Annotated in this window: 22 protein-coding genes; 13 read left to right on the top strand and 9 right to left on the bottom strand. The window is 58.8% G+C overall.

What is annotated here, in order from left to right:
- Positions 1-12: 12 nt before the first annotated feature.
- From yajC to ABLV04_RS25315, 5 genes are all read left to right on the top strand, one after another.
- A complete protein-coding gene (gene yajC / locus ABLV04_RS25335) occupies positions 13-345 on the top strand; it encodes a preprotein translocase subunit YajC (protein ID WP_002890398.1) in 333 nt (110 codons plus the stop codon).
- A gap of 26 nt (positions 346-371) precedes the next feature.
- Positions 372-2,219 (top strand): protein translocase subunit SecD, encoded by a 1,848-nt coding sequence (gene secD, locus ABLV04_RS25330; RefSeq protein WP_008805370.1) that lies wholly within the window; start codon positions 372-374, stop codon positions 2,217-2,219.
- Between the two features lie 10 nt (positions 2,220-2,229).
- Complete coding sequence (gene secF / locus ABLV04_RS25325) at positions 2,230-3,201, top strand: protein translocase subunit SecF (RefSeq protein ID WP_064157836.1); 972 nt, start codon at positions 2,230-2,232, stop codon at positions 3,199-3,201.
- 135 nt (positions 3,202-3,336) lie between these two features.
- Positions 3,337-3,702, top strand: coding sequence for a VOC family protein (locus ABLV04_RS25320; RefSeq protein ID WP_016160371.1), 366 nt, complete (start codon positions 3,337-3,339; stop codon positions 3,700-3,702).
- A gap of 24 nt (positions 3,703-3,726) precedes the next feature.
- Positions 3,727-4,422, top strand: a complete 696-nt coding sequence (locus ABLV04_RS25315) for a YafY family protein (protein ID WP_085551220.1) — start codon at positions 3,727-3,729, stop codon at positions 4,420-4,422.
- Between the two features lie 42 nt (positions 4,423-4,464).
- Here ABLV04_RS25315 and ABLV04_RS25310 read toward each other — a convergent pair whose 3' ends face one another.
- Complete coding sequence (locus ABLV04_RS25310; protein WP_004204836.1) at positions 4,465-5,349, bottom strand: nucleoside-specific channel-forming protein Tsx; 885 nt, start codon at positions 5,347-5,349, stop codon at positions 4,465-4,467.
- Positions 5,350-5,649: 300 nt separating this feature from the next.
- Entirely contained in the window at positions 5,650-6,189 is a 540-nt protein-coding gene (locus ABLV04_RS25305; RefSeq protein ID WP_023288595.1) for a DUF3251 domain-containing protein, read from the bottom strand.
- A 147-nt stretch (positions 6,190-6,336) separates the two neighbouring features.
- Between ABLV04_RS25305 and nrdR the strand changes: the two genes are divergently transcribed.
- The 6 genes from nrdR to pgpA all read left to right on the top strand — a co-directional run bounded on the left by nrdR (position 6,337) and on the right by pgpA (position 10,429).
- On the top strand, positions 6,337-6,786 hold the full coding sequence (gene nrdR / locus ABLV04_RS25300; protein WP_002890417.1) for a transcriptional regulator NrdR: 450 nt from the start codon (positions 6,337-6,339) through the stop codon (positions 6,784-6,786).
- A gap of 3 nt (positions 6,787-6,789) precedes the next feature.
- The gene (ribD, locus tag ABLV04_RS25295) at positions 6,790-7,893 is read left to right on the top strand and encodes a bifunctional diaminohydroxyphosphoribosylaminopyrimidine deaminase/5-amino-6-(5-phosphoribosylamino)uracil reductase RibD (RefSeq protein WP_023288596.1); all 1,104 of its coding nucleotides are present in this window, start codon (positions 6,790-6,792) and stop codon (positions 7,891-7,893) included.
- 87 nt (positions 7,894-7,980) lie between these two features.
- Positions 7,981-8,451, top strand: coding sequence for a 6,7-dimethyl-8-ribityllumazine synthase (ribE, locus tag ABLV04_RS25290; RefSeq protein ID WP_001021161.1), 471 nt, complete (start codon positions 7,981-7,983; stop codon positions 8,449-8,451).
- A gap of 19 nt (positions 8,452-8,470) precedes the next feature.
- The gene (gene nusB / locus ABLV04_RS25285; RefSeq protein WP_002891356.1) at positions 8,471-8,890 is read left to right on the top strand and encodes a transcription antitermination factor NusB; all 420 of its coding nucleotides are present in this window, start codon (positions 8,471-8,473) and stop codon (positions 8,888-8,890) included.
- 71 nt (positions 8,891-8,961) lie between these two features.
- The gene (gene thiL, locus ABLV04_RS25280; RefSeq protein WP_023288597.1) at positions 8,962-9,933 is read left to right on the top strand and encodes a thiamine-phosphate kinase; all 972 of its coding nucleotides are present in this window, start codon (positions 8,962-8,964) and stop codon (positions 9,931-9,933) included.
- Positions 9,926-10,429: a phosphatidylglycerophosphatase A gene (gene pgpA / locus ABLV04_RS25275; RefSeq protein WP_004177266.1), complete on the top strand. Its 504-nt coding sequence runs from the start codon at positions 9,926-9,928 to the stop codon at positions 10,427-10,429. Before thiL ends, pgpA begins: the two co-directional genes overlap by 8 nt.
- A gap of 45 nt (positions 10,430-10,474) precedes the next feature.
- Here the strand turns inward: pgpA and ABLV04_RS25270 are convergent, their stop codons facing one another.
- From ABLV04_RS25270 to xseB, 4 genes are read right to left on the bottom strand one after another with little or no spacing between them, the layout of a single operon-like run.
- Positions 10,475-11,449 carry an aldo/keto reductase gene (locus ABLV04_RS25270; RefSeq protein ID WP_023288598.1) on the bottom strand — a complete coding sequence of 325 codons (975 nt, stop codon included), beginning with the start codon at positions 11,447-11,449 and terminating at the stop codon, positions 10,475-10,477.
- A gap of 60 nt (positions 11,450-11,509) precedes the next feature.
- Complete coding sequence (gene dxs, locus ABLV04_RS25265; RefSeq protein WP_023288599.1) at positions 11,510-13,372, bottom strand: 1-deoxy-D-xylulose-5-phosphate synthase; 1,863 nt, start codon at positions 13,370-13,372, stop codon at positions 11,510-11,512.
- An 18-nt stretch (positions 13,373-13,390) separates the two neighbouring features.
- A complete protein-coding gene (gene ispA / locus ABLV04_RS25260) occupies positions 13,391-14,290 on the bottom strand; it encodes a (2E,6E)-farnesyl diphosphate synthase (protein ID WP_004204826.1) in 900 nt (299 codons plus the stop codon).
- Positions 14,291-14,533, bottom strand: coding sequence for an exodeoxyribonuclease VII small subunit (gene xseB, locus ABLV04_RS25255; RefSeq protein ID WP_004204824.1), 243 nt, complete (start codon positions 14,531-14,533; stop codon positions 14,291-14,293).
- 181 nt (positions 14,534-14,714) lie between these two features.
- On the opposite strand from xseB, the gene thiI reads away from it, so the two are divergent.
- Positions 14,715-16,163, top strand: a complete 1,449-nt coding sequence (gene thiI / locus ABLV04_RS25250; protein WP_004151340.1) for a tRNA uracil 4-sulfurtransferase ThiI — start codon at positions 14,715-14,717, stop codon at positions 16,161-16,163.
- A 66-nt stretch (positions 16,164-16,229) separates the two neighbouring features.
- Here thiI and ABLV04_RS25245 read toward each other — a convergent pair whose 3' ends face one another.
- From ABLV04_RS25245 to panE, 3 genes are read right to left on the bottom strand one after another with little or no spacing between them, the layout of a single operon-like run.
- Positions 16,230-16,706, bottom strand: coding sequence for an SRPBCC family protein (locus ABLV04_RS25245; RefSeq protein ID WP_023288600.1), 477 nt, complete (start codon positions 16,704-16,706; stop codon positions 16,230-16,232).
- A gap of 51 nt (positions 16,707-16,757) precedes the next feature.
- Complete coding sequence (gene yajL / locus ABLV04_RS25240; protein WP_023288601.1) at positions 16,758-17,351, bottom strand: protein deglycase YajL; 594 nt, start codon at positions 17,349-17,351, stop codon at positions 16,758-16,760.
- The gene (gene panE, locus ABLV04_RS25235; RefSeq protein ID WP_023288602.1) at positions 17,314-18,225 is read right to left on the bottom strand and encodes a 2-dehydropantoate 2-reductase; all 912 of its coding nucleotides are present in this window, start codon (positions 18,223-18,225) and stop codon (positions 17,314-17,316) included. The genes yajL and panE overlap by 38 nt, the downstream gene beginning before the upstream one ends.
- A gap of 218 nt (positions 18,226-18,443) precedes the next feature.
- On the opposite strand from panE, the gene ABLV04_RS25230 reads away from it, so the two are divergent.
- The gene (locus ABLV04_RS25230) at positions 18,444-18,935 is read left to right on the top strand and encodes a YajQ family cyclic di-GMP-binding protein (protein ID WP_002891465.1); all 492 of its coding nucleotides are present in this window, start codon (positions 18,444-18,446) and stop codon (positions 18,933-18,935) included.
- Positions 18,936-18,974: the final 39 nt, after the last annotated feature.

The raw sequence follows: 18,974 nt of genomic DNA, 5'->3' as shown, positions 1-18,974 counted from the left end.
GAGGGAATTTCAATGAGCTTTTTTATTTCTGATGCGGTAGCGGCAACGGGTGCACCGGCGCAGGGCAGCCCGATGTCTCTGATTCTGATGCTGGTGGTGTTCGGTCTGATTTTTTACTTCATGATCCTGCGTCCACAGCAGAAGCGCACCAAGGAACATAAGAACCTGATGAACTCCATCGCCAAAGGTGATGAAGTGCTGACCAACGGCGGTCTGGTCGGTCGCGTGACCAAAGTAGCGGAAACTGGCTACATTGCTATCGCGCTGAACGATACCACTGAAGTGGTTATCAAACGTGACTTCGTTGCTGCCGTTCTGCCGAAAGGCACCATGAAGGCGCTGTAATCTAACTTTTCCCAAAGGGAACTGCCGTGTTAAACCGTTATCCTTTGTGGAAGTATGTCATGCTGGTCGTCGTCATTGTCGTCGGCCTGATCTATGCGCTTCCCAACCTGTATGGTGAGGATCCGGCTGTTCAAATCACTGGCGCGCGCGGCGTCGCCGCCAGTGAGCAAACGCTGATCCAGGTCCAGAAAACTTTACAAGAAGAAAAAATTACCGCGAAGTCTGTGGCACTGGAAGAGGGCGCTATTCTTGCGCGCTTCGACACCACTGATACCCAGCTGCGCGCGCGTGAAGCGCTGCTTACCGTGTTGGGTGACAAATACGTCGTGGCGCTAAACCTTGCTCCGGCAACCCCACGCTGGCTGGCGGCACTCTATGCCGAGCCGATGAAGCTGGGTCTTGATCTGCGCGGCGGCGTGCACTTCCTGATGGAAGTCGACATGGACACCGCGTTAGGCAAACTGCAGGAACAGAACATCGATAGCCTGCGCAGCGAGCTGCGCGACAAAGGCATTCCTTACGCGACCGTGCGCAAGGAAGACAACTATGGTCTGAGCATCGTCTTCCGCGACAGCGCGGCGCGCGACCAGGCTATCTCTTATCTCAGCCCTCGCCATCGCGATCTGGTGATCTCCTCTCAGGGTGACAACAGCCTGAAAGCGGTGATGACCGATGAGCGCCTGAAAGAAGCTCGTGAGTATGCGGTCCAGCAGAACATTAACATTCTGCGTAACCGTGTGAACCAGCTGGGCGTCGCCGAACCGCTGGTTCAGCGTCAGGGCGCTGACCGCATCGTGGTTGAGCTGCCGGGTATCCAGGATACCGCGCGGGCGAAGGAGATCCTTGGCGCGACCGCGACCCTCGAGTTCCGTCTGGTCAATACCAACGTGGACCAGTCCGCCGCCGCCTCTGGCCGCGTGCCGGGCGACTCGGAAGTGAAAGAGACGCGTGAAGGCCAGCCGGTGGTGCTGTACAAGCGGGTGATCCTGACCGGTGACCATATCACCGACTCGACCTCCAGCATGGATGAGTACAACCAGCCGCAGGTCAACATCTCGCTGGACAGCGCGGGCGGCAACATCATGTCCAACTTCACCAAGGACAACATCGGCAAGCCGATGGCGACCCTGTTCGTGGAGTATAAAGACAGCGGTAAGAAAGACGCCAACGGTCGCGCTATCCTGGCGAAAGAGGAAGAGGTGATTAACATCGCCAACATCCAGTCGCGCTTGGGCAACAGCTTCCGTATTACCGGTATCAGCAACCCGAACGAAGCTCGCCAGCTGTCGCTGCTGCTGCGTGCCGGCGCGTTGATTGCGCCGATTCAGATCGTCGAAGAGCGGACTATCGGCCCAACCCTTGGCATGCAGAACATCAAGCAGGGTCTGGAAGCCTGTCTGGCCGGTCTGGTGGTCTCAATCCTGTTCATGATCCTCTTCTATAAGAAGTTCGGTCTGATTGCGACCTCGGCGCTGATTGCCAACCTGGTACTGATTGTCGGCATTATGTCCCTGATCCCGGGGGCGACGCTGACCATGCCGGGCATCGCGGGTATCGTGTTAACCCTTGCGGTGGCGGTCGATGCTAACGTTCTGATCAACGAGCGTATCAAAGAAGAGCTGAGCAACGGGCGTACCGTTCAGCAGGCGATTGACGAAGGTTATCGCGGCGCGTTCAGCTCGATCTTCGACGCCAACGTGACGACGCTTATCAAAGTGATCATCCTGTACGCGGTCGGTACCGGTGCCATTAAAGGGTTTGCGATTACCACCGGTATCGGTATCGCGACCTCAATGTTTACCGCTATCGTCGGCACCCGTGCCATCGTGAACCTGCTGTACGGCGGCAAGCGCGTTAAAAAGCTGTCTATCTGAGGAGTGCGTTGTGGCACAGGAATATACTGTTGAACAATTGAACCACGGCCGTAAAGTCTGGGACTTTATGCGCTGGGACTACTGGGCCTTCGGCATTTCAGGCATTCTGCTGATTGTGTCGATCGCCATCATCGGCGTCCGCGGCTTTAACTGGGGTCTCGATTTCACCGGCGGTACGGTGATCGAAATTACCCTTGAGAAGCCGGTCGATCTGGACCAGATGCGCGATTCCCTGCAGAAAGCGGGCTTTGAAGAGCCGCAGGTGCAGAACTTTGGCAGCAGCCGCGACATCATGGTACGTATGCCGCCGGTGCATGACGCCAACGTCAGCCAGGAGCTGGGCAGCAAGGTCGTGACGGTGATTAACGAATCGACCAGCCAGAACGCGGCGGTGAAGCGTATTGAGTTTGTCGGCCCGAGCGTCGGCGCGGACCTTGCGCAAACCGGCGCCCTGGCGCTGATTGCCGCGCTGGTCTGTATCCTGATCTACGTCGGCTTCCGCTTCGAATGGCGTCTGGCGGCGGGGGTGGTTATCGCCCTGGCGCACGACGTGGTGATCACCATGGGGGTGCTGTCGCTATTCCATATCGAGATCGACCTGACCATTGTGGCCTCGTTGATGTCGGTTATCGGCTACTCGCTGAACGACAGTATCGTGGTATCGGACCGTATCCGTGAAAACTTCCGTAAGATCCGCCGCGGTACGCCGTACGAGATCTTCAACGTGTCGTTGACCCAGACGCTGCACCGTACCTTGATCACCTCCGGGACCACCCTGATGGTGATCCTGATGCTGTTCCTGTTCGGCGGCCCGATTCTGGAAGGCTTCTCGCTGACCATGCTGATCGGTGTCTCCATCGGTACGGCTTCTTCTATCTACGTCGCCTCCGCGCTGGCGTTGAAGCTGGGCATGAAGCGCGAGCATCTGCTGCAGCAGAAGGTCGAAAAAGAAGGGGCGGACCAGCCGTCTATTCTGCCGTAATACAGTTCAGTTGAAATAACGCAATCCCGGCCAGGCGCCGGGATTTTTTTTGCCCGCGACAAAACCTGCTGACAGTATGCTGTCAGGAGCCCTCCCATACACTCCTTCTGAACTCACTAACGAGCAGGAGGAAGTATGAATAACGTGATTAACTGGTTTGAAATTCCGGTCGCCGATATGGATCGCGCCGTCGCGTTTTATGAGCCGGTGATGCAGGTGACGCTGCGTCGCGAAACCATGGACTGCGCCGAGCTGGCGGTGTTCCCGCATCAGGATCCGGCCCCCGGCGGCGCGCTGGCCAAATTTGAGGGTATCGCGCCCTCTGCGCAGGGCGCTATTATTTACCTGCATACAGACCATCTTGCCGCCACCCTCGACCGCGTTGCCTCGGCGGGTGGGGCATGTGTTTTCGGGCCGCTGACGCTGCCGAATGATATTGGCACCATCGCGCTGTTTACTGACAGTGAGGGCAACCGCGTCGGCCTGCACCAACCGGCTTAACCTGAACTTTTTGTGAAGTGAGACATGACCCGACGCGCCGACCGTTTATTTCAGATTGTGCAGATCCTGCGCGGCAGGCGGCTCACCACCGCCGCGCTGCTGGCGGAGCGGCTGGGCGTGTCGGAGCGCACCGTGTATCGCGATATTCGCGATCTCTCCCTCTCCGGCGTGCCGGTGGAGGGCGAGGCGGGGAGTGGTTATCGCCTGCTGGCGGGCTACGATCTGCCGCCGCTAATGCTGACCACCAAAGAATCCGAAGCGCTGATCGCCGCGATCCGGCTGCTGAAAACCTGGGGCGGCGAGGCGCTGTCGCAATCGCTGGAGTCTGCCCAGGAGAAGATGCTGGCGATCCTGCCAGAGGCGCGCCGGCGCCAGGCGGAGCAGACCCGCCTGTTTGCCCCCGATCTCGGCGCCCATCGCTATGCCAAAACCTTCTTTGACGTCATTCATCTGGCGGTCTCCGGCCAGCAGGTGCTGGCGCTGCGCTATCAGGATGAGTCCGGTCGGGTGACCGAGCGCGACGTGCTGCCGCTGGGGCTGTTTTTCTGGGGGGAGCGCTGGCTGCTGGTGGCCTGGTGCGAGCTGCGCAATGATTATCGCAACTTTCGCCTCGACCGCTGTCTGGCGGTCAGGGCGACCGAGCGTCGATTCAGCGAGTGCGCCGACCGCTCGTTAAGCGATTTTCTGCGCAAGGTCCGCTGCGACGTGTGGGAGAAATAAAAACGCCCGGGAGGCCCGGGCGCTGTCCTGCCGTTTCAGCAATCAGAAGTTGTAACCAACCACAAAGTAACCACCCCAACCGGTTGAGCGGACGCTGAAATCGCCATCGCCGAAGTTCAGCTTGGCATCGTCAGCCCACTGGCCGCCGTTATGGAAGTAACGGGCCACCACCGAGTAGTGCCAGTGCGCGTAGTTCAGCGCCAGGATATGGCTGGAGGCGATGGAGTTGCTGGTGCGCGCGTGCTTCCCGTTCAGATCGTAGAAGTTGTCATCGCCGAGGTCAGAGCCCCAGTCGAAGTTGGTGAAGCCGATGTAGCTCAGCGAACCGCCCCACAGGTCGGTCAGCGGCACAAAGTATTTCACTTTGAAGCGGTAGCCGTCCCACTCGTTTTCGTTGGACGCGCCGTAGTTCTGCCACTGGTATTTGGCGTAGACGTTCAGCGACAGGCTCATCGGCAGGCCGGTGTCGATATCGGTACCCAGACCCATATACCAGGTGCTCTGCTCCTGGGAGTCATTGCGGCCCATATCGTAGATATAGTTGTTCGCGAAATACCACTCTTTGAACGGCCCGAAGCTCAGGTCGGTGTTGGTCAGCTTATCGATAGAGAAGCGCGGTTCGATCTCCATAAACAGCGGGGAGCCGTTGTTCCAGATACCTTTTGCCGTGCTGTTGCCGCCGAAGAATACCGGGGCATCGATATAACCGTAGAAATCAAACCAGTCTTTTTTGGCGAACGCTTCGTATTCCAGGTAGGTATCGTTACGGATCTGCGGTCCAAAACGGGTGTGGTAGCTGCCCACCACGTTAACACTCTGGTGCCACCAGTCAGACAGATACTGCGGTTTGTCGTTTTCTGCCGCGCCCGCGGTAAAAGAAGTGGAGAGCGCCACAACCGCACCCGCTGCCAGTAATGTTTTTTTCATAGTAATGCCACTGTTTAAATTGAGCCTGAAGGCGTTAAAAGAAGTGCCGAAGCGTTTCTAAATATTTCGTGTTTCTGTGGGGGTCTATTATAGGAATCATTGCTCACAAAAATACGTGTTGTTTCACATAACCAGAACATGCGTAATCGATTGCGTTCACGATTCTATGCATTTCTTGACAAAATGCTACTGAAAATCGCGATGCAGAACGATTTCTAATGAACTCTTGCGAAAAGTTGTAAGTGGATAAGAATAACGGGACAGGGCGTCGCCGGGCAGGGGGAAGCCCGGCGGCAAGGCTTACTGCGCGGCGGCGGGCTGGATATCGTGGACGCGAATAAAACCGACTTTGTCCGGCGTCACGTTCAGGCGCAGCGGGATATCGACATCGCTGGGGGCGAGAATGCTGGCCGGGGCGCTGATCAATTGATCCTGAACATTCACTTCCTGGTAGCTGTGGGTAGTGCCGGTGATCTGTCCGGAGGCGACGGTGGCGGTAAAGGCCGGCAGCGGATCGTTGGATTCGCCCTGAATACGTAAGGTCAGGCGTGACCCGTCGCCATCCGGCGTAATGCTCGCCACCGACATGCGCAGGGTGCCGATCTGGCTCTCCAGCCGCGCCGGGGTTTTCGCCTCCGGCAGCAGATAGACGCCGCGGGTGGATTTCGCGTTCAGCGCGTTTTGCTGGGTAATTTTGATCGTTTGCTGATTGAGCTGGGTCATCTCCTGGCTCAGCGTACTCACGCTCTGGTGCATCTGGCGGATTTCGCTTTGCTGGGCGCAGGCGGTCAGGGTAAACAGGCTGCCCGCGATGGCGAGTTTCAGGTAACGTCTTGTCATGGTCAGGATTCCGTTTGCAGAGGATGCTTAATGGTAGCCAAACCGCCTGACTCTCCCATAGATCCTTTGTCTCAAAAGCTCTTTCTTTGTAGTCAGGTCACTTCGCGGTAAACTACCCTTCAGTTTAACTACCTGTCAGGACGCGCTATGCATTGCCCTTTCTGTTTCGCCGTGGATACCAAAGTGATCGACTCTCGTCTGGTAGGGGAAGGCTCTTCCGTGCGTCGCCGTCGGCAGTGTCTGGTCTGTAATGAGCGCTTTACCACCTTCGAAGTGGCGGAGCTGGTCATGCCGCGGGTGGTGAAGAGTAACGATGTGCGTGAACCCTTCAACGAAGACAAGCTGCGCAGTGGGATGCTGAAAGCGCTGGAGAAACGTCCGGTCAGCGCCGATGACGTCGAAATGGCGGTCAACCATATCAAAACCCATCTGCGCGGCACCGGCGAGCGCGAAGTGGCCAGCAAAATGATCGGCAACCTGGTGATGGAGCAGCTGAAAAAACTGGATAAAGTCGCCTATATTCGCTTCGCGTCGGTCTATCGCAGCTTCGAAGATATCAAAGAATTCGGCGAAGAGATCGCCCGCTTACAGGACTAAGCCATGCAGGACGAAATGTACATGGCGCGTGCGCTCAAGCTCGCCGCCCGCGGTCGCTTTACCACCCATCCTAACCCTAACGTTGGCTGCGTCATTGTTAAAGACGGCGAGATCGTCGGCGAAGGGTTCCACTATCGCGCCGGCGAGCCGCATGCCGAAGTGCACGCCCTGCGGATGGCCGGGGAAAAGGCGCGCGGCGCCACCGCCTACGTCACCCTCGAGCCCTGCAGCCACCACGGTCGTACGCCGCCGTGCTGCGACGCCCTGATTGCCGCCGGCGTCAGCCGCGTGGTCGCCGCGATGCAGGATCCGAACCCGCAGGTGGCGGGGCGCGGCCTGTACCGTCTGCAGCAGGCCGGTATTGACGTCAGCCACGGGCTGATGATGAACGAGGCGGAAGCGCTGAATAAGGGCTTCCTGAAGCGGATGCGCACCGGTTTTCCCTGGGTCCAGCTCAAGCTGGGCGCCTCGCTGGACGGCCGCACGGCGATGGCCAGCGGCGAAAGCCAGTGGATCACCTCCCCGCAGGCGCGACGCGACGTGCAGCGTCTGCGCGCCCAGAGCCATGCTATCCTGACCAGCAGCGCCACCGTGCTGGCGGACGATCCGGCGCTGACCGTGCGCTGGCAGGAGCTGAGCGCCGATACCCAGGCGCTGTATCCCGAAGAGAATTTGCGCCAGCCGCTGCGCGTCGTTATCGACAGCCAGAACCGCGTCACGCCTGAGCATCGTATTGTGCAGCAGGCGGGGGAAACGCTGTTTGCCCGCCTGAGCGCCGATGAGCGCCAGTGGCCGGACAGCGTGCGCACGCTGCTGGTTCCGGAACATAACGGCCATCTCGATCTGGTGCTGCTGATGATGCTGCTCGGCAAACAGCAGATCAACAGCGTCTGGGTGGAGGCGGGGGCCACGCTTGCCGGGGCGCTGCTGCAGGCGGGCCTGGTCGACGAGCTTATCGTCTATATTGCGCCTAAACTGTTAGGCAATGCGGCGCGTGGATTATGCGCGCTGCCGGGGCTTGAAGAACTGAGCCAGGCGCCCCATTTCAAATTCAATGAGATACGTCAGGTTGGCCCGGATGTCTGCCTGCATTTAACCACTGCGTGAGGCTTTCCTGATTATTAGGAAGCAGCGCTCAGAATAATATGATAAAATCCGCCCCCCTTGCGGGGCACATGAACCCGAAGGAAGAGTATGAACATTATTGAAGCTAACGTTGCTACCCCGGACGCTCGCGTCGCCATCACCATTGCGCGTTTCAACAACTTTATCAATGACAGCCTGCTGGAAGGTGCGATTGACGCCCTGAAACGCATTGGTCAGGTAAAAGATGAAAACATCACCGTTGTTTGGGTTCCAGGCGCGTACGAGCTGCCGCTGGCGGCTGGCGCACTGGCGAAAACCGGTAAATATGACGCGGTGATTGCGCTGGGTACGGTGATTCGCGGCGGTACCGCCCACTTTGAATATGTGGCTGGCGGTGCCAGCAATGGCCTGGCGCACGTCGCTCAGGACAGCGAAATCCCGGTAGCCTTTGGTGTTCTGACCACTGAAAGTATTGAACAAGCCATCGAGCGCGCTGGCACCAAAGCCGGTAACAAAGGCGCAGAAGCTGCGCTGACCGCGCTGGAAATGATTAACGTATTGAAAGCCATCAAGGCCTGATTTTTGTAAGGGGAATTCCGTGAAACCTGCTGCTCGTCGCCGCGCCCGTGAGTGTGCCGTTCAGGCGCTCTACTCCTGGCAGTTGTCCCACAACGACATCGCTGATGTCGAATACCAGTTCCTGGCGGAACAGGACGTAAAAGATGTTGATGTTCTGTATTTCCGCGAACTGCTGTCCGGAGTGGCGACTAACAGCGCGTACCTCGACGGCCTGATGAAGCCCTACCTGTCCCGTCAGCTGGAAGAGCTGGGTCAGGTGGAAAAAGCGGTGCTGCGTATCGCGCTGTTTGAGCTATCCAAACGTGATGACGTACCGTATAAAGTGGCCATCAATGAAGCTATCGAACTGGCGAAAACCTTCGGCGCTGAAGATAGCCACAAGTTCGTCAACGGCGTGCTGGACAAAGCGGCTCCGGTAATTCGTCCCCACAAGAAGTAAACTGCAGGCCGGGTTTTGCGAGGGTCGCCTCGCAACCCGGCCTTATTTATTATTTTGCTGAGGCATAACGTATGGCATGTGGCGAATTCTCCCTGATTGCCCGTTATTTTGATCGCGTTAAAAGCGCTCGTCTTGATGTCGAAACCGGTATCGGCGACGACTGCGCTCTCCTGAATATTCCCGAGAAAAAAACGCTGGCAATCAGCACCGACACTCTGGTGGCGGGCAATCACTTCTTACCCGATATCGACCCGGCCGACCTCGCCTATAAAGCGCTGGCGGTAAACCTGAGCGACCTCGCGGCGATGGGCGCGGAGCCGGCGTGGCTCACCCTGGCGCTGACCTTGCCGGAGGTGGATGAAGCCTGGCTGGAAGCCTTCAGCGACAGCCTGTTTGTCCAGCTTGACTACTACGATATGCAGCTGATTGGCGGCGACACCACCCGCGGCCCGCTCGCCATGACCCTGGGTATCCACGGCTTTGTGCCGCCAGGGCGCGCCATGAAACGTTCAGGCGCGAAGCCGGGAGACTGGATCTATGTCACCGGCACCCCGGGGGACAGCGCCGCCGGCCTGGCGCTGTTGCAGAACCGTCTGACGGTGGATGCGCCGACGGATGCCGATTACCTGCTGGCCCGTCACCTGCGTCCGATGCCCCGCGTGCTGCAGGGCCAGGCGCTGCGCGACCTGGCGACGTCGGCCATCGATCTCTCCGACGGCCTGATCTCCGATCTGGGTCATATTCTCAAAGCCAGCGACTGCGGCGCGCGCATCGATCTTGATGCCATGCCGTACTCCGACGCCATGCTGCGCCAGGTTGAGCCCGAGCAGGCGCTGCGCTGGGCGCTCGCCGGTGGAGAAGATTACGAACTGTGCTTTACCGTACCGGAACTGAACCGCGGGGCGCTGGACGTGGCCCTTGGCCATCTAGGCGCGCGTTTTACCTGTATCGGACAGATTGCGCCGGAGAGCGAAGGTTTGCAGTTTATCCGTGACGGTAAGCCGGTCACGCTTGATTTAAAGGGATACGATCACTTTGCGTAGTCGAGACGAGGCGCTTAGCCGCCTGAGTATGCGTAATCCGTGGCATCTGCTGGCGACCGGCTTTGGCAGCGGCTTAAGCCCGGTGGTGCCGGGGACGATGGGCTCGCTGGCGGCGATCCCGTTCTGGTATCTGATGACTTTTCTCCCCTGGCAGCTCTACTCGCTGGTGGTGATGATGAGCATCTGTATCGGAGTCTATCTGTGCCATCGCACGGCCAAAGATATGGGCACCCATGACCACGGCAGCATCGTCTGGGACGAGTTCGTCGGGATGTGGATCACCCTGATGGCGCTGCCGACCCTCGACTGGCAGTGGGTGGCCGCCGGCTTCGTCATTTTCCGTATCTTCGATATGTGGAAACCGTGGCCGATTCGCTGGTTTGACCGCAATATTCACGGCGGAATGGGGATCATGGTGGACGATATCGTCGCCGGCGTGATCTCCGCCGGCGTGCTGTATGTTATTGGCCATCACTGGCCGATCGGTCTGCTTTGACCGCTGCTCCCCGGCAGCGCCATGCTGTCGGGGAAATCACGCCCGTCACTTAAATCCCACCACCGGATGCGGCTGATAGGGCGCCTCCAGTTTGTCGATCTGTTCCGAAGATAGCGTCAAATCCACCGCCTGCAGCAGGTCATCGAGCTGCTCCTGACGCGACGGACCGATAATCGGCGCGGCGACGCCGGGCTTGCTTAACAGCCAGGCGAGGGCGACCTGTGCGCGACTGGCGTCGAGCTCTTCCGCCACGTCCGCGAGATTCCCGGCGATCTGCGCGTCGTTCTCTTCGCTGGTGCTGTAAAGCGATTTGCCGAACTCATCCGAGACCAGCCGGGCGGTGGTCTCACCCCATGGGCGGGTCAGCCTGCCGCGCGCCAGCGGGCTCCACGGGATCACCGCCACGCCGTTACGCTGGCACAGGGGCAGCATCTCATTCTCTTCTTCCCGGTAAATCAGGTTGTAGTGATCCTGCATGGTGACGAAGCGCGCCCAGCCGTTCTGCTGCTGAAGCGCCAGCGCCTGGGCAAACTGCCGGGCATGCATGGACGAGGCGCCGATATAGCGCGCTTTGCCGGCTTTCACCACCTCGTCCAGCGCTTCGAGCGTCTCTTCAATCGGGGTGCTGTAGTCCCAGCGGTGGATCTGCAGCAGGTCGACATAGTCCATCCCGAGACGGCGCAGGCTGTCGTCGATGGAGCGCAGGATCTGCGCCCGGGAAAGCCCTTCCGCCAGATCGCCGACCTGGTGATAGACCTTGGTGGCGACAATCACCTCATCGCGGCGGGCAAAGTCGCGCAGGGCGCGGCCGACGATCTCTTCGCTGCTGCCGTCGGAGTAGCTGTTTGCGGTATCGAAGAAGTTGATGCCGCCTTCAATGGCGTGCTGAATGAGCGGGCGACTGCTCTCTTCCGGAAGCGTCCAGGCGTGCCTGCCGCGGTCCGGCTCGCCGAAGGTCATGCAGCCGAGGCAGAGTCGGGAAACACGTAAGGCAGTATCGCCGAGGGGGATATAGTGCATAGTGCGCTCCTGCTATTCATCAAGGGTATCCCTTAAGCATAGCAGGAGCGGGAGGGGCGATTATGCCAGCCAGTCGAGGATTTTGGCTTCAATGCCGGCGGCATCAAGGCCGAGGTCGGCGCGGATCTCTTCCTGAGTGCCCTGCGGAATAAAGACATCCGGCAGGCCAATATTGAGTACCGGTACCGCCCGGCGATGGGCCATCAGCACTTCATTCACGCCGCTGCCGGCGCCGCCCATAATGGCGTTCTCTTCCAGCGTCACCAGAACGTCGTGCTCGCCTGCCAGCTGCAGGATCAGCGCGGTATCCAGCGGCTTCACAAAGCGCATATCCACCAGGGTGGCGTTGAGTTTGTCCGCCACCGCCGCGGCTTCCGGCAGCAGGGTGCCGAAGTTAAGGATCGCTACCTTCTCGCCCTGGCGCTTCACGACCCCTTTGCCGATCGGCAGCGATGCCAGCGGCTCCAGCGTCGCGCCGGTGCCGCTGCCGCGCGGATAGCGCACCGCGCAGGGTCCGTCGCTGTAGTGGTAGCCGGTGTGCAGCATCTGGCGGCATTCATTTTCATCGCTCGGCGTCATCACCACCATATCCGGAATACAGCGCAGGAAGGAGAGATCGAACGCCCCCTGATGCGTCTGGCCGTCTGCGCCGACAATCCCGGCGCGGTCGATGGCAAACAGCACCGGCAGCTTCTGAATAGCCACATCGTGGATCACCTGATCGTAGGCTCGCTGCAGGAACGTGGAGTAGATGGCGACGACGGGCTTGTAGTCGCCAATCGCCAGTCCGGCGGCGAAGGTGACCGCATGCTGCTCGGCGATGGCGACGTCAAAGTACTGATCGGGGAATTTCTTCGAAAATTCCACCATCCCTGAACCTTCGCGCATCGCCGGGGTGATGGCCATCAGCTTGCTATCTTTGGCCGCCGTTTCGCACAGCCAGTCGCCGAAGATTTTCGAGTAGGAGGGGAGACCGCCGCTGCTTTTGGGCAGCACGCCGCTGGTATGGTCGAACTTCGGCACCGCGTGGAAAGTGATCGGGTCTTTCTCGGCGGGCTCATAGCCGCGGCCTTTTTTGGTCATAATATGCAGGAACTGCGGGCCCTTCAGGTCACGCATGTTCTTCAGAGTGCTGACCAGACCGAGCACATCGTGGCCATCCACCGGGCCGATATAGTTAAAGCCCAGCTCTTCAAACAGCGTCCCAGGCACCACCATGCCTTTGATATGCTCTTCGGTCCGCTTAAGCAGCTCTTTAATCGGCGGTACGCCGGAGAAGACCTTTTTGCCGCCTTCGCGCAGGGTGGAGTAGAGCTTACCGGAGAGCAGCTGCGCCAGATGATTGTTCAGCGCGCCGACGTTCTCGGAGATCGACATTTCATTGTCATTCAGCACCACCAGCAGATCGGGTTTGATATCTCCGGCGTGGTTCATCGCCTCAAACGCCATGCCGGCGGTGATCGCCCCGTCGCCAATCACGCACACCGCGCGCCGCTGCTTATCCTCTTTCGCGGCGGCGATAGCCACCCCGATGCCAGCGGAAATGGAGGTGGAGGAGTGACCGACGCTCAGTACGTCGTACTCGCTCTCACCGCGCCACGGGAAGGGGTGCAGGCCGCCTTTCTGGCGAATGGTGCCGATTTTGTCGCGGCGGCCGGTCAGAATTTTATGCGGGTAGGCCTGGTGGCCGACGTCCCAGATCAGGCGATCGAAGGGCGTGTTATAGACGTAGTGCAGCGCCACGGTCAGTTCCACGGTGCCGAGGCCAGAGGCAAAGTGACCGCTGGAGCGGCTGACGCTGTCCAGCAGGTAGCGCCGCAGCTCATCACACAGCTTCGGCAGGCTCTCTTTTGGCAACAGGCGCAACTCCTGGGTGGAATCTACCAGCGCCAGGGTCGGGTATTTGGCAATATCAAAACTCATCAGAGACTCATTTATTGTTTATTTATCGCGCTGAATAATGTAATTCGCGAGCGCTTCCAGTGCCGAAGTATCCAGAGATTGTGCGGCCAGTTCATCTAACGACCGGCGGGCATCAGCGATCAGGTCGTGCGCTTTCTTCCGGGCTTGCTCAAGGCCCAGGAGGGCGGGATAGGTGCTTTTACCCAATTGCTGGTCGGCACCCTGACGTTTGCCAAGGGTCGCAGTATCCCCTACCACGTCGAGAATGTCATCCTGGACCTGGAAGGCCAGGCCGATATTTTCCGCATAGCGATCCAGCGCGGGAAGGGCGGCGCGCCCACGTTCGCCAGCGCTCAGCGCCCCCATGCGGACGGCGGCGCGGATCAGCGCGCCCGTTTTGTGGCGGTGGATACGCTCCAGCGCCTGCAGATTCACCTGCTGTCCTTCCGCCTGCAGATCCAGCGCCTGGCCGCCGCACATGCCCGCCACGCCGCTGGCCTGCGCCAGTTCGGAAACCATCGCCAGACGATCCCGGTCAGGGACGTCCGTCATCGGCGCATCACTGAGTATAGAAAACGCCAGCGTTTGCAGGGCATCTCCCGCAAGAATTGCGTTGGCTTCGCCAAATTTAATATGGCAGGTCGGCAGTCCGCGACGCAGATCGTCATCATCCATCGCCGGCAAATCATCATGCATCAGGGAATAAGCATGAATGCATTCGACCGCGGCGGCAGGGGCGTCCAGCGTGGTGCGGCTCACGCCGAACATCTCGCCGGTAGCGTAGACAAGGAAGGGACGCAGGCGTTTACCGCCTAAGAGTGCGCCATAATGCATCGCTTCCACCAGCGGAGTGTTCTGAAAGGGCTGCGGCGCGATAAAACGGCGCAGCGCCTCGTTAGCCTGTTCCACACAGGCCTGCAATTGTTGCGGGAAATCCATTTATTCAGCGTCCGGCGTAAAAGGCGTGGTCGGGGAATCTTCACTATCCGCCAGCAGGATCTGCACGCGCTGTTCGGCCTGCTGTAGCTGGCTTTGCCCCTGGCGGGCCAGCTGGACCCCGCGCTCAAATTCGCTGAGCGCTTCTTCTAACGGCAAATCGCCGCTTTCCAGACGGTTAACGATCTGCTCCAGTTCGCCCAGCGCAGTTTCAAAGCTGGCCGGGGCCTCATTTTTCTTTGGCATAGTGAATGTAGACTCTTGTTATGTCGCGACGGCAATACCGGGTATGGTAACGAAGTCACGCGTGTAAGCAAATAACGCGCAATGGTGATATACTCCGCGCCCAGGATGCAGGCACCGGTGTGCGCTGCTTTACAACTTTTGCTTAAAGCCCCGTCGGGCTTGCCAACGAACTATTGTCGCCATGAAGTTTATCATTAAATTGTTCCCGGAAATCACCATCAAAAGCCAATCTGTGCGGTTGCGCTTCATTAAAATCTTAACCGGGAACATTCGTAACGTTCTCAAAAACTATGACGAGACGCTGGCCGTCGTTCGTCATTGGGATCATATCGAAGTTCGCGCGAAAGATGAAAATCAGCGCCCGGCTATTCGCGATGCGCTGACCCGTATTCCCGGCATCCACCATATTCTGGAAGTCGAAGACGTACCGTTCACCTCGCTGCACGATATTTTTGAGCAGACGCTGCCGCTGTGGCGCGAGGCGCTGGAAGGCAAAACCTTCTGCGTGCGGGTGAAGCGTCGCGGCAAACATGAATTCACCTCAATTGAGGTGGAGCGCTACGTCGGCGGCGGCCTGAATCAGCATATTGAAACGGCGCGCGTGAAGCTGACCGACCCGGACGTCACCGTCAATCTTGAGATTGAAAACGATCGCCTGCTGCTGGTGAAAGGCCGCTATGAAGGTATCGGCGGCTTCCCGATCGGCACGCAGGAAGATGTGCTGTCGCTGATTTCCGGCGGCTTTGACTCCGGCGTCTCCAGCTACATGCTGATGCGCCGCGGCTGCCGTGTGCACTACTGCTTCTTTAACCTTGGCGGCGCCGCCCATGAGATTGGCGTCCGCCAGGTCGCGCATTATCTGTGGAACCGCTTCGGCAGCTCGCACCGCGTTCGCTTTGTGGCGATTAACTTTGAGCCGGTGGTCGGCGAAATCCTCGAAAAAGTGGATGACGGTCAGATGGGCGTGGTGCTCAAGCGCATGATGGTCCGCGCCGCGTCAAAGGTCGCGGAACGCTACGGCGTGCAGGCGCTGGTCACCGGCGAAGCGCTGGGCCAGGTCTCCAGTCAGACTCTCACCAACCTGCGCCTGATCGACAACGTCTCCGATACCCTGATCCTGCGTCCGCTGATTTCGCACGATAAAGAGCACATCATCGACCTGGCCCGCGAGATCGGCACGGAAGATTTCGCCCGCACCATGCCGGAGTACTGCGGCGTGATCTCCAAAAGCCCGACCGTGAAGGCGGTGAAGGCGAAGATTGAAGCGGAAGAAGAACACTTCGATTTCAGCATCCTCGATAAAGTGGTGGAAGAGGCGAGCAATATCGATATCCGCGAAATCGCCCAGCAGACGGAAGAGACGGTGGTGGAAGTGGAAACCGTGACCGGCTTTGGCGCCAACGATGCGATCCTCGATATTCGCTCCATCGACGAGCAGGAAGACAAGCCGCTGAAGGTCGAGGGGGTTGAGGTCGTTTCCCTGCCGTTCTACAAGCTGAGCACCAAATTTGGCGATCTCGATCAGAGCAAAACCTGGCTGCTGTGGTGCGAACGCGGGGTGATGAGCCGTCTGCAGGCGCTTTATCTGCGCGAGCAGGGTTTCAGCAACGTAAAAGTTTATCGCCCGTAACAGGTTGTTATGATGCAAAAGGCCTTCCCTGATGGAAGGCCTTTTTACTATTGGCAGGGGCGTGTATTAGCGCAGGGTCAGCGCCAGGTCATTCAGCTGATCGATGACAATATTCCAGCCCTCGAAAAATCCCATCTGCTCATGCTGCTCGCGGGTTTCATCGTCGGCATGCAGCACCGTGGCCGTATAGCGACACCCGCCCTGTTCATCGGCAAAGGTGATGATGGCCGTCATCGCGAAGGGGGAAACGGCGGGACGATAATCCGCCGTCAGCATCGAGGTCATGACGATTTTTTGTTGCGGGATAACCTCAAGAAAACAGCCGGGGTTATCGCTGCGTTCACCGTCAGGGCCGTGCATCACGGTGTGAAAGGCCCCGCCGGCGCGAAAATCAAAGGCCAGCACCTCGGTTTGCCAGGGCTTCGGGCACCACCAGGTTTTGAGTAATGCCGGGTCGGCCCACGCGCGCCACAGGGCAGGGACGGGCGCGCTGAGCAGGCGGCTGATAACAAGATCGCGAGAATCGGTTGCGCTACGGGACATGCTACGACTCCTCAGGAAAAGGGGGAGCCAGTCCGCGGCGCGGACCGGCTATCAGGCTTCGTAGTAATTATAGATGCCGGCGGCCATCACCAGCTGCGAGGCGACTTCATACGCTTTCTCGCGCCCCACCAGCAGATCGATCATTTTCAGGGCGAAATCAATCGATGTTCCCGGCGCCTGGCTGGTTAACAGATTCACCCGTGGATCCCAGACCACCCGTTTATCCTGCCACTGATCGGCGGGGATATGATCCTTCAGCGCCGGAAAACCGGTCATGTTGCCGATCGGGAACAGCTGATGGGGCACCAGCACGGTCGCCGGGGCGGCACAGATGGCGGCCACAATGCGCCCGGAGAGATGGAACTGTCGGACGGTTTCCACCAGCAACGGGCTGTCGCGGAAGCACTCTGCGCCCTTGATACCGCCCGGGAGGACGATGATATCGAAATCGCCATCGGCCACCTCGACCAGCGGGGCATCCGCCAGCAGTTTGACGCCGCGCGAGCAGACGATGGTCAGATTGCCGTCGCTGGCGACGCTGGCGGTGGTCACTTTGACTCCGCCGCGAACCAGCAGGTCGATGGTGGTGACCGCTTCGGTCTCTTCGCTACCAGGGGCGAGGCAAATCAGTGCCGACGCGCTCATATTCATTCTCCTTACGCTTGACCAGTTCAAATAAGCGGGCGTTTTCCGGTACGGCAACGCCGTGGGCGCGGGCGCGGTTGAGCAGAAAACCGGTGATATAGTCGATCTCCGTGTGCCGCTGGGCGCGAACGTCCTGCAGCATGGATGAGATATTTTCTGCCGTACTTTCAATCACCTGTTCGACATAAAATAGCAGGTTTTCCGCCGAGGTATGAATACCTTCGCGCTCCATCACTGCCGCCACCTCGCGACAAATGGCCGCAACTTCCTGCGGATAGTCGCGCAGATCGCCGTTTTTACATCCTTTTAGCGCGGTCAGGGGGTTAATCACGCAGTTAACCGCCAGCTTGCGCCAGGTGGCCGAGAAGATATTGTTGTGCCAGGCGACATCCGGCAGCACGCTCTGCAGCACTTCAGCGAGGTAGCTGTAGTCCTCTTCGTAGCTTTTCGCCGGCCCGATATGCGTGGTGCCCTGGGCGACGTGGATGATGACATTCCCGTCGCGGCGCGCCGCCTGGGTGGTGGAGGCCAGCAGCAACGGCTGTTTCACGCTGCGCAGCTCCTCGACGGTTCCCATGCCGTTATGCACCAGCACAATCGGCGTGGTGACCGGCAGGATCGCGGCCAGGTGCTTCACCGCGTTTGAAACCTGCCAGGCTTTTAAGGTGACAATCAGCAGCTCGCTGCTGGCAAGAAAATCGGGGTCGTTGGCCGTCAGCGACTCGTTGAACACCGAGCCGTCGGTTTCAATGACGTTGACGCTACAGAATGGCTGCGGTACGCGTAGCCAGCCCTGGACTTCATGTCCCTGTTTGCACAACGCGGTCAGCCATAGTTGTCCCAGTGCACCGCATCCCAGTACGGTTACTTTCATTGTTCCTCCTCATCTGCCGCTACCCCAGGCGCTGATGGCTAAAGTATATCTCGTCGCTTTTCGCATCGTCGGACGGAAAGGGGGGTTCGGCGTCGTCGGGCAGCATGGGGAAAATAGCGCGAGCGTTGCGTAATCAGCTAAGCTTCCGGGATAACAAGTTGAGTTATGCCGCGTTGCAGGTATTATGCAACGCAAAAGAAACGGAAGGAGAGGAAAAGATGCCATCTTTCGATATTGTCTCTGAAGTTGATCTTCAGGAAGCCCGTAACGCGGTGGACAACGCGAGCCGCGAAGTCGAGTCGCGTTTTGATTTTCGTGGCGTTGAAGCCACGTTTGAATTAAACGACGCCAACAAGACCATTAAAGTGCTGAGCGAGTCTGACTTCCAGGTGAATCAGCTGCTGGATATCCTGCGCGCCAAGCTGCTCAAGCGCGGCATTGAAGGCACCTCCCTCGACGTGCCGGAAGATATCGTACACAGCGGTAAAACCTGGTTTGTTGAAGCGAAGCTGAAACAGGGCATTGAAAGCGCGGTGCAGAAGAAGATCGTTAAACTGATCAAAGACAGCAAGCTGAAAGTGCAGGCCCAGATTCAGGGCGAAGAGATCCGCGTGACCGGTAAGTCCCGCGACGATCTGCAGTCGGTGATGGCGCTGGTGCGTGGTGGCGATCTGGGACAACCGTTCCAGTTCAAAAACTTCCGCGACTAAGGCGGCAGACTGACAGCAAAAAGCGGGGAATTCCCCGCT

Source organism: Klebsiella sp. JN_Kp127 (genome assembly GCF_040062505.1).
Classification (GTDB): Bacteria; Pseudomonadota; Gammaproteobacteria; order Enterobacterales; family Enterobacteriaceae; genus Klebsiella; species Klebsiella quasipneumoniae.
The sequence above is the reverse complement of the archived record's forward strand: the minus strand, read 5'-3'. Positions and strand labels throughout refer to the sequence as shown.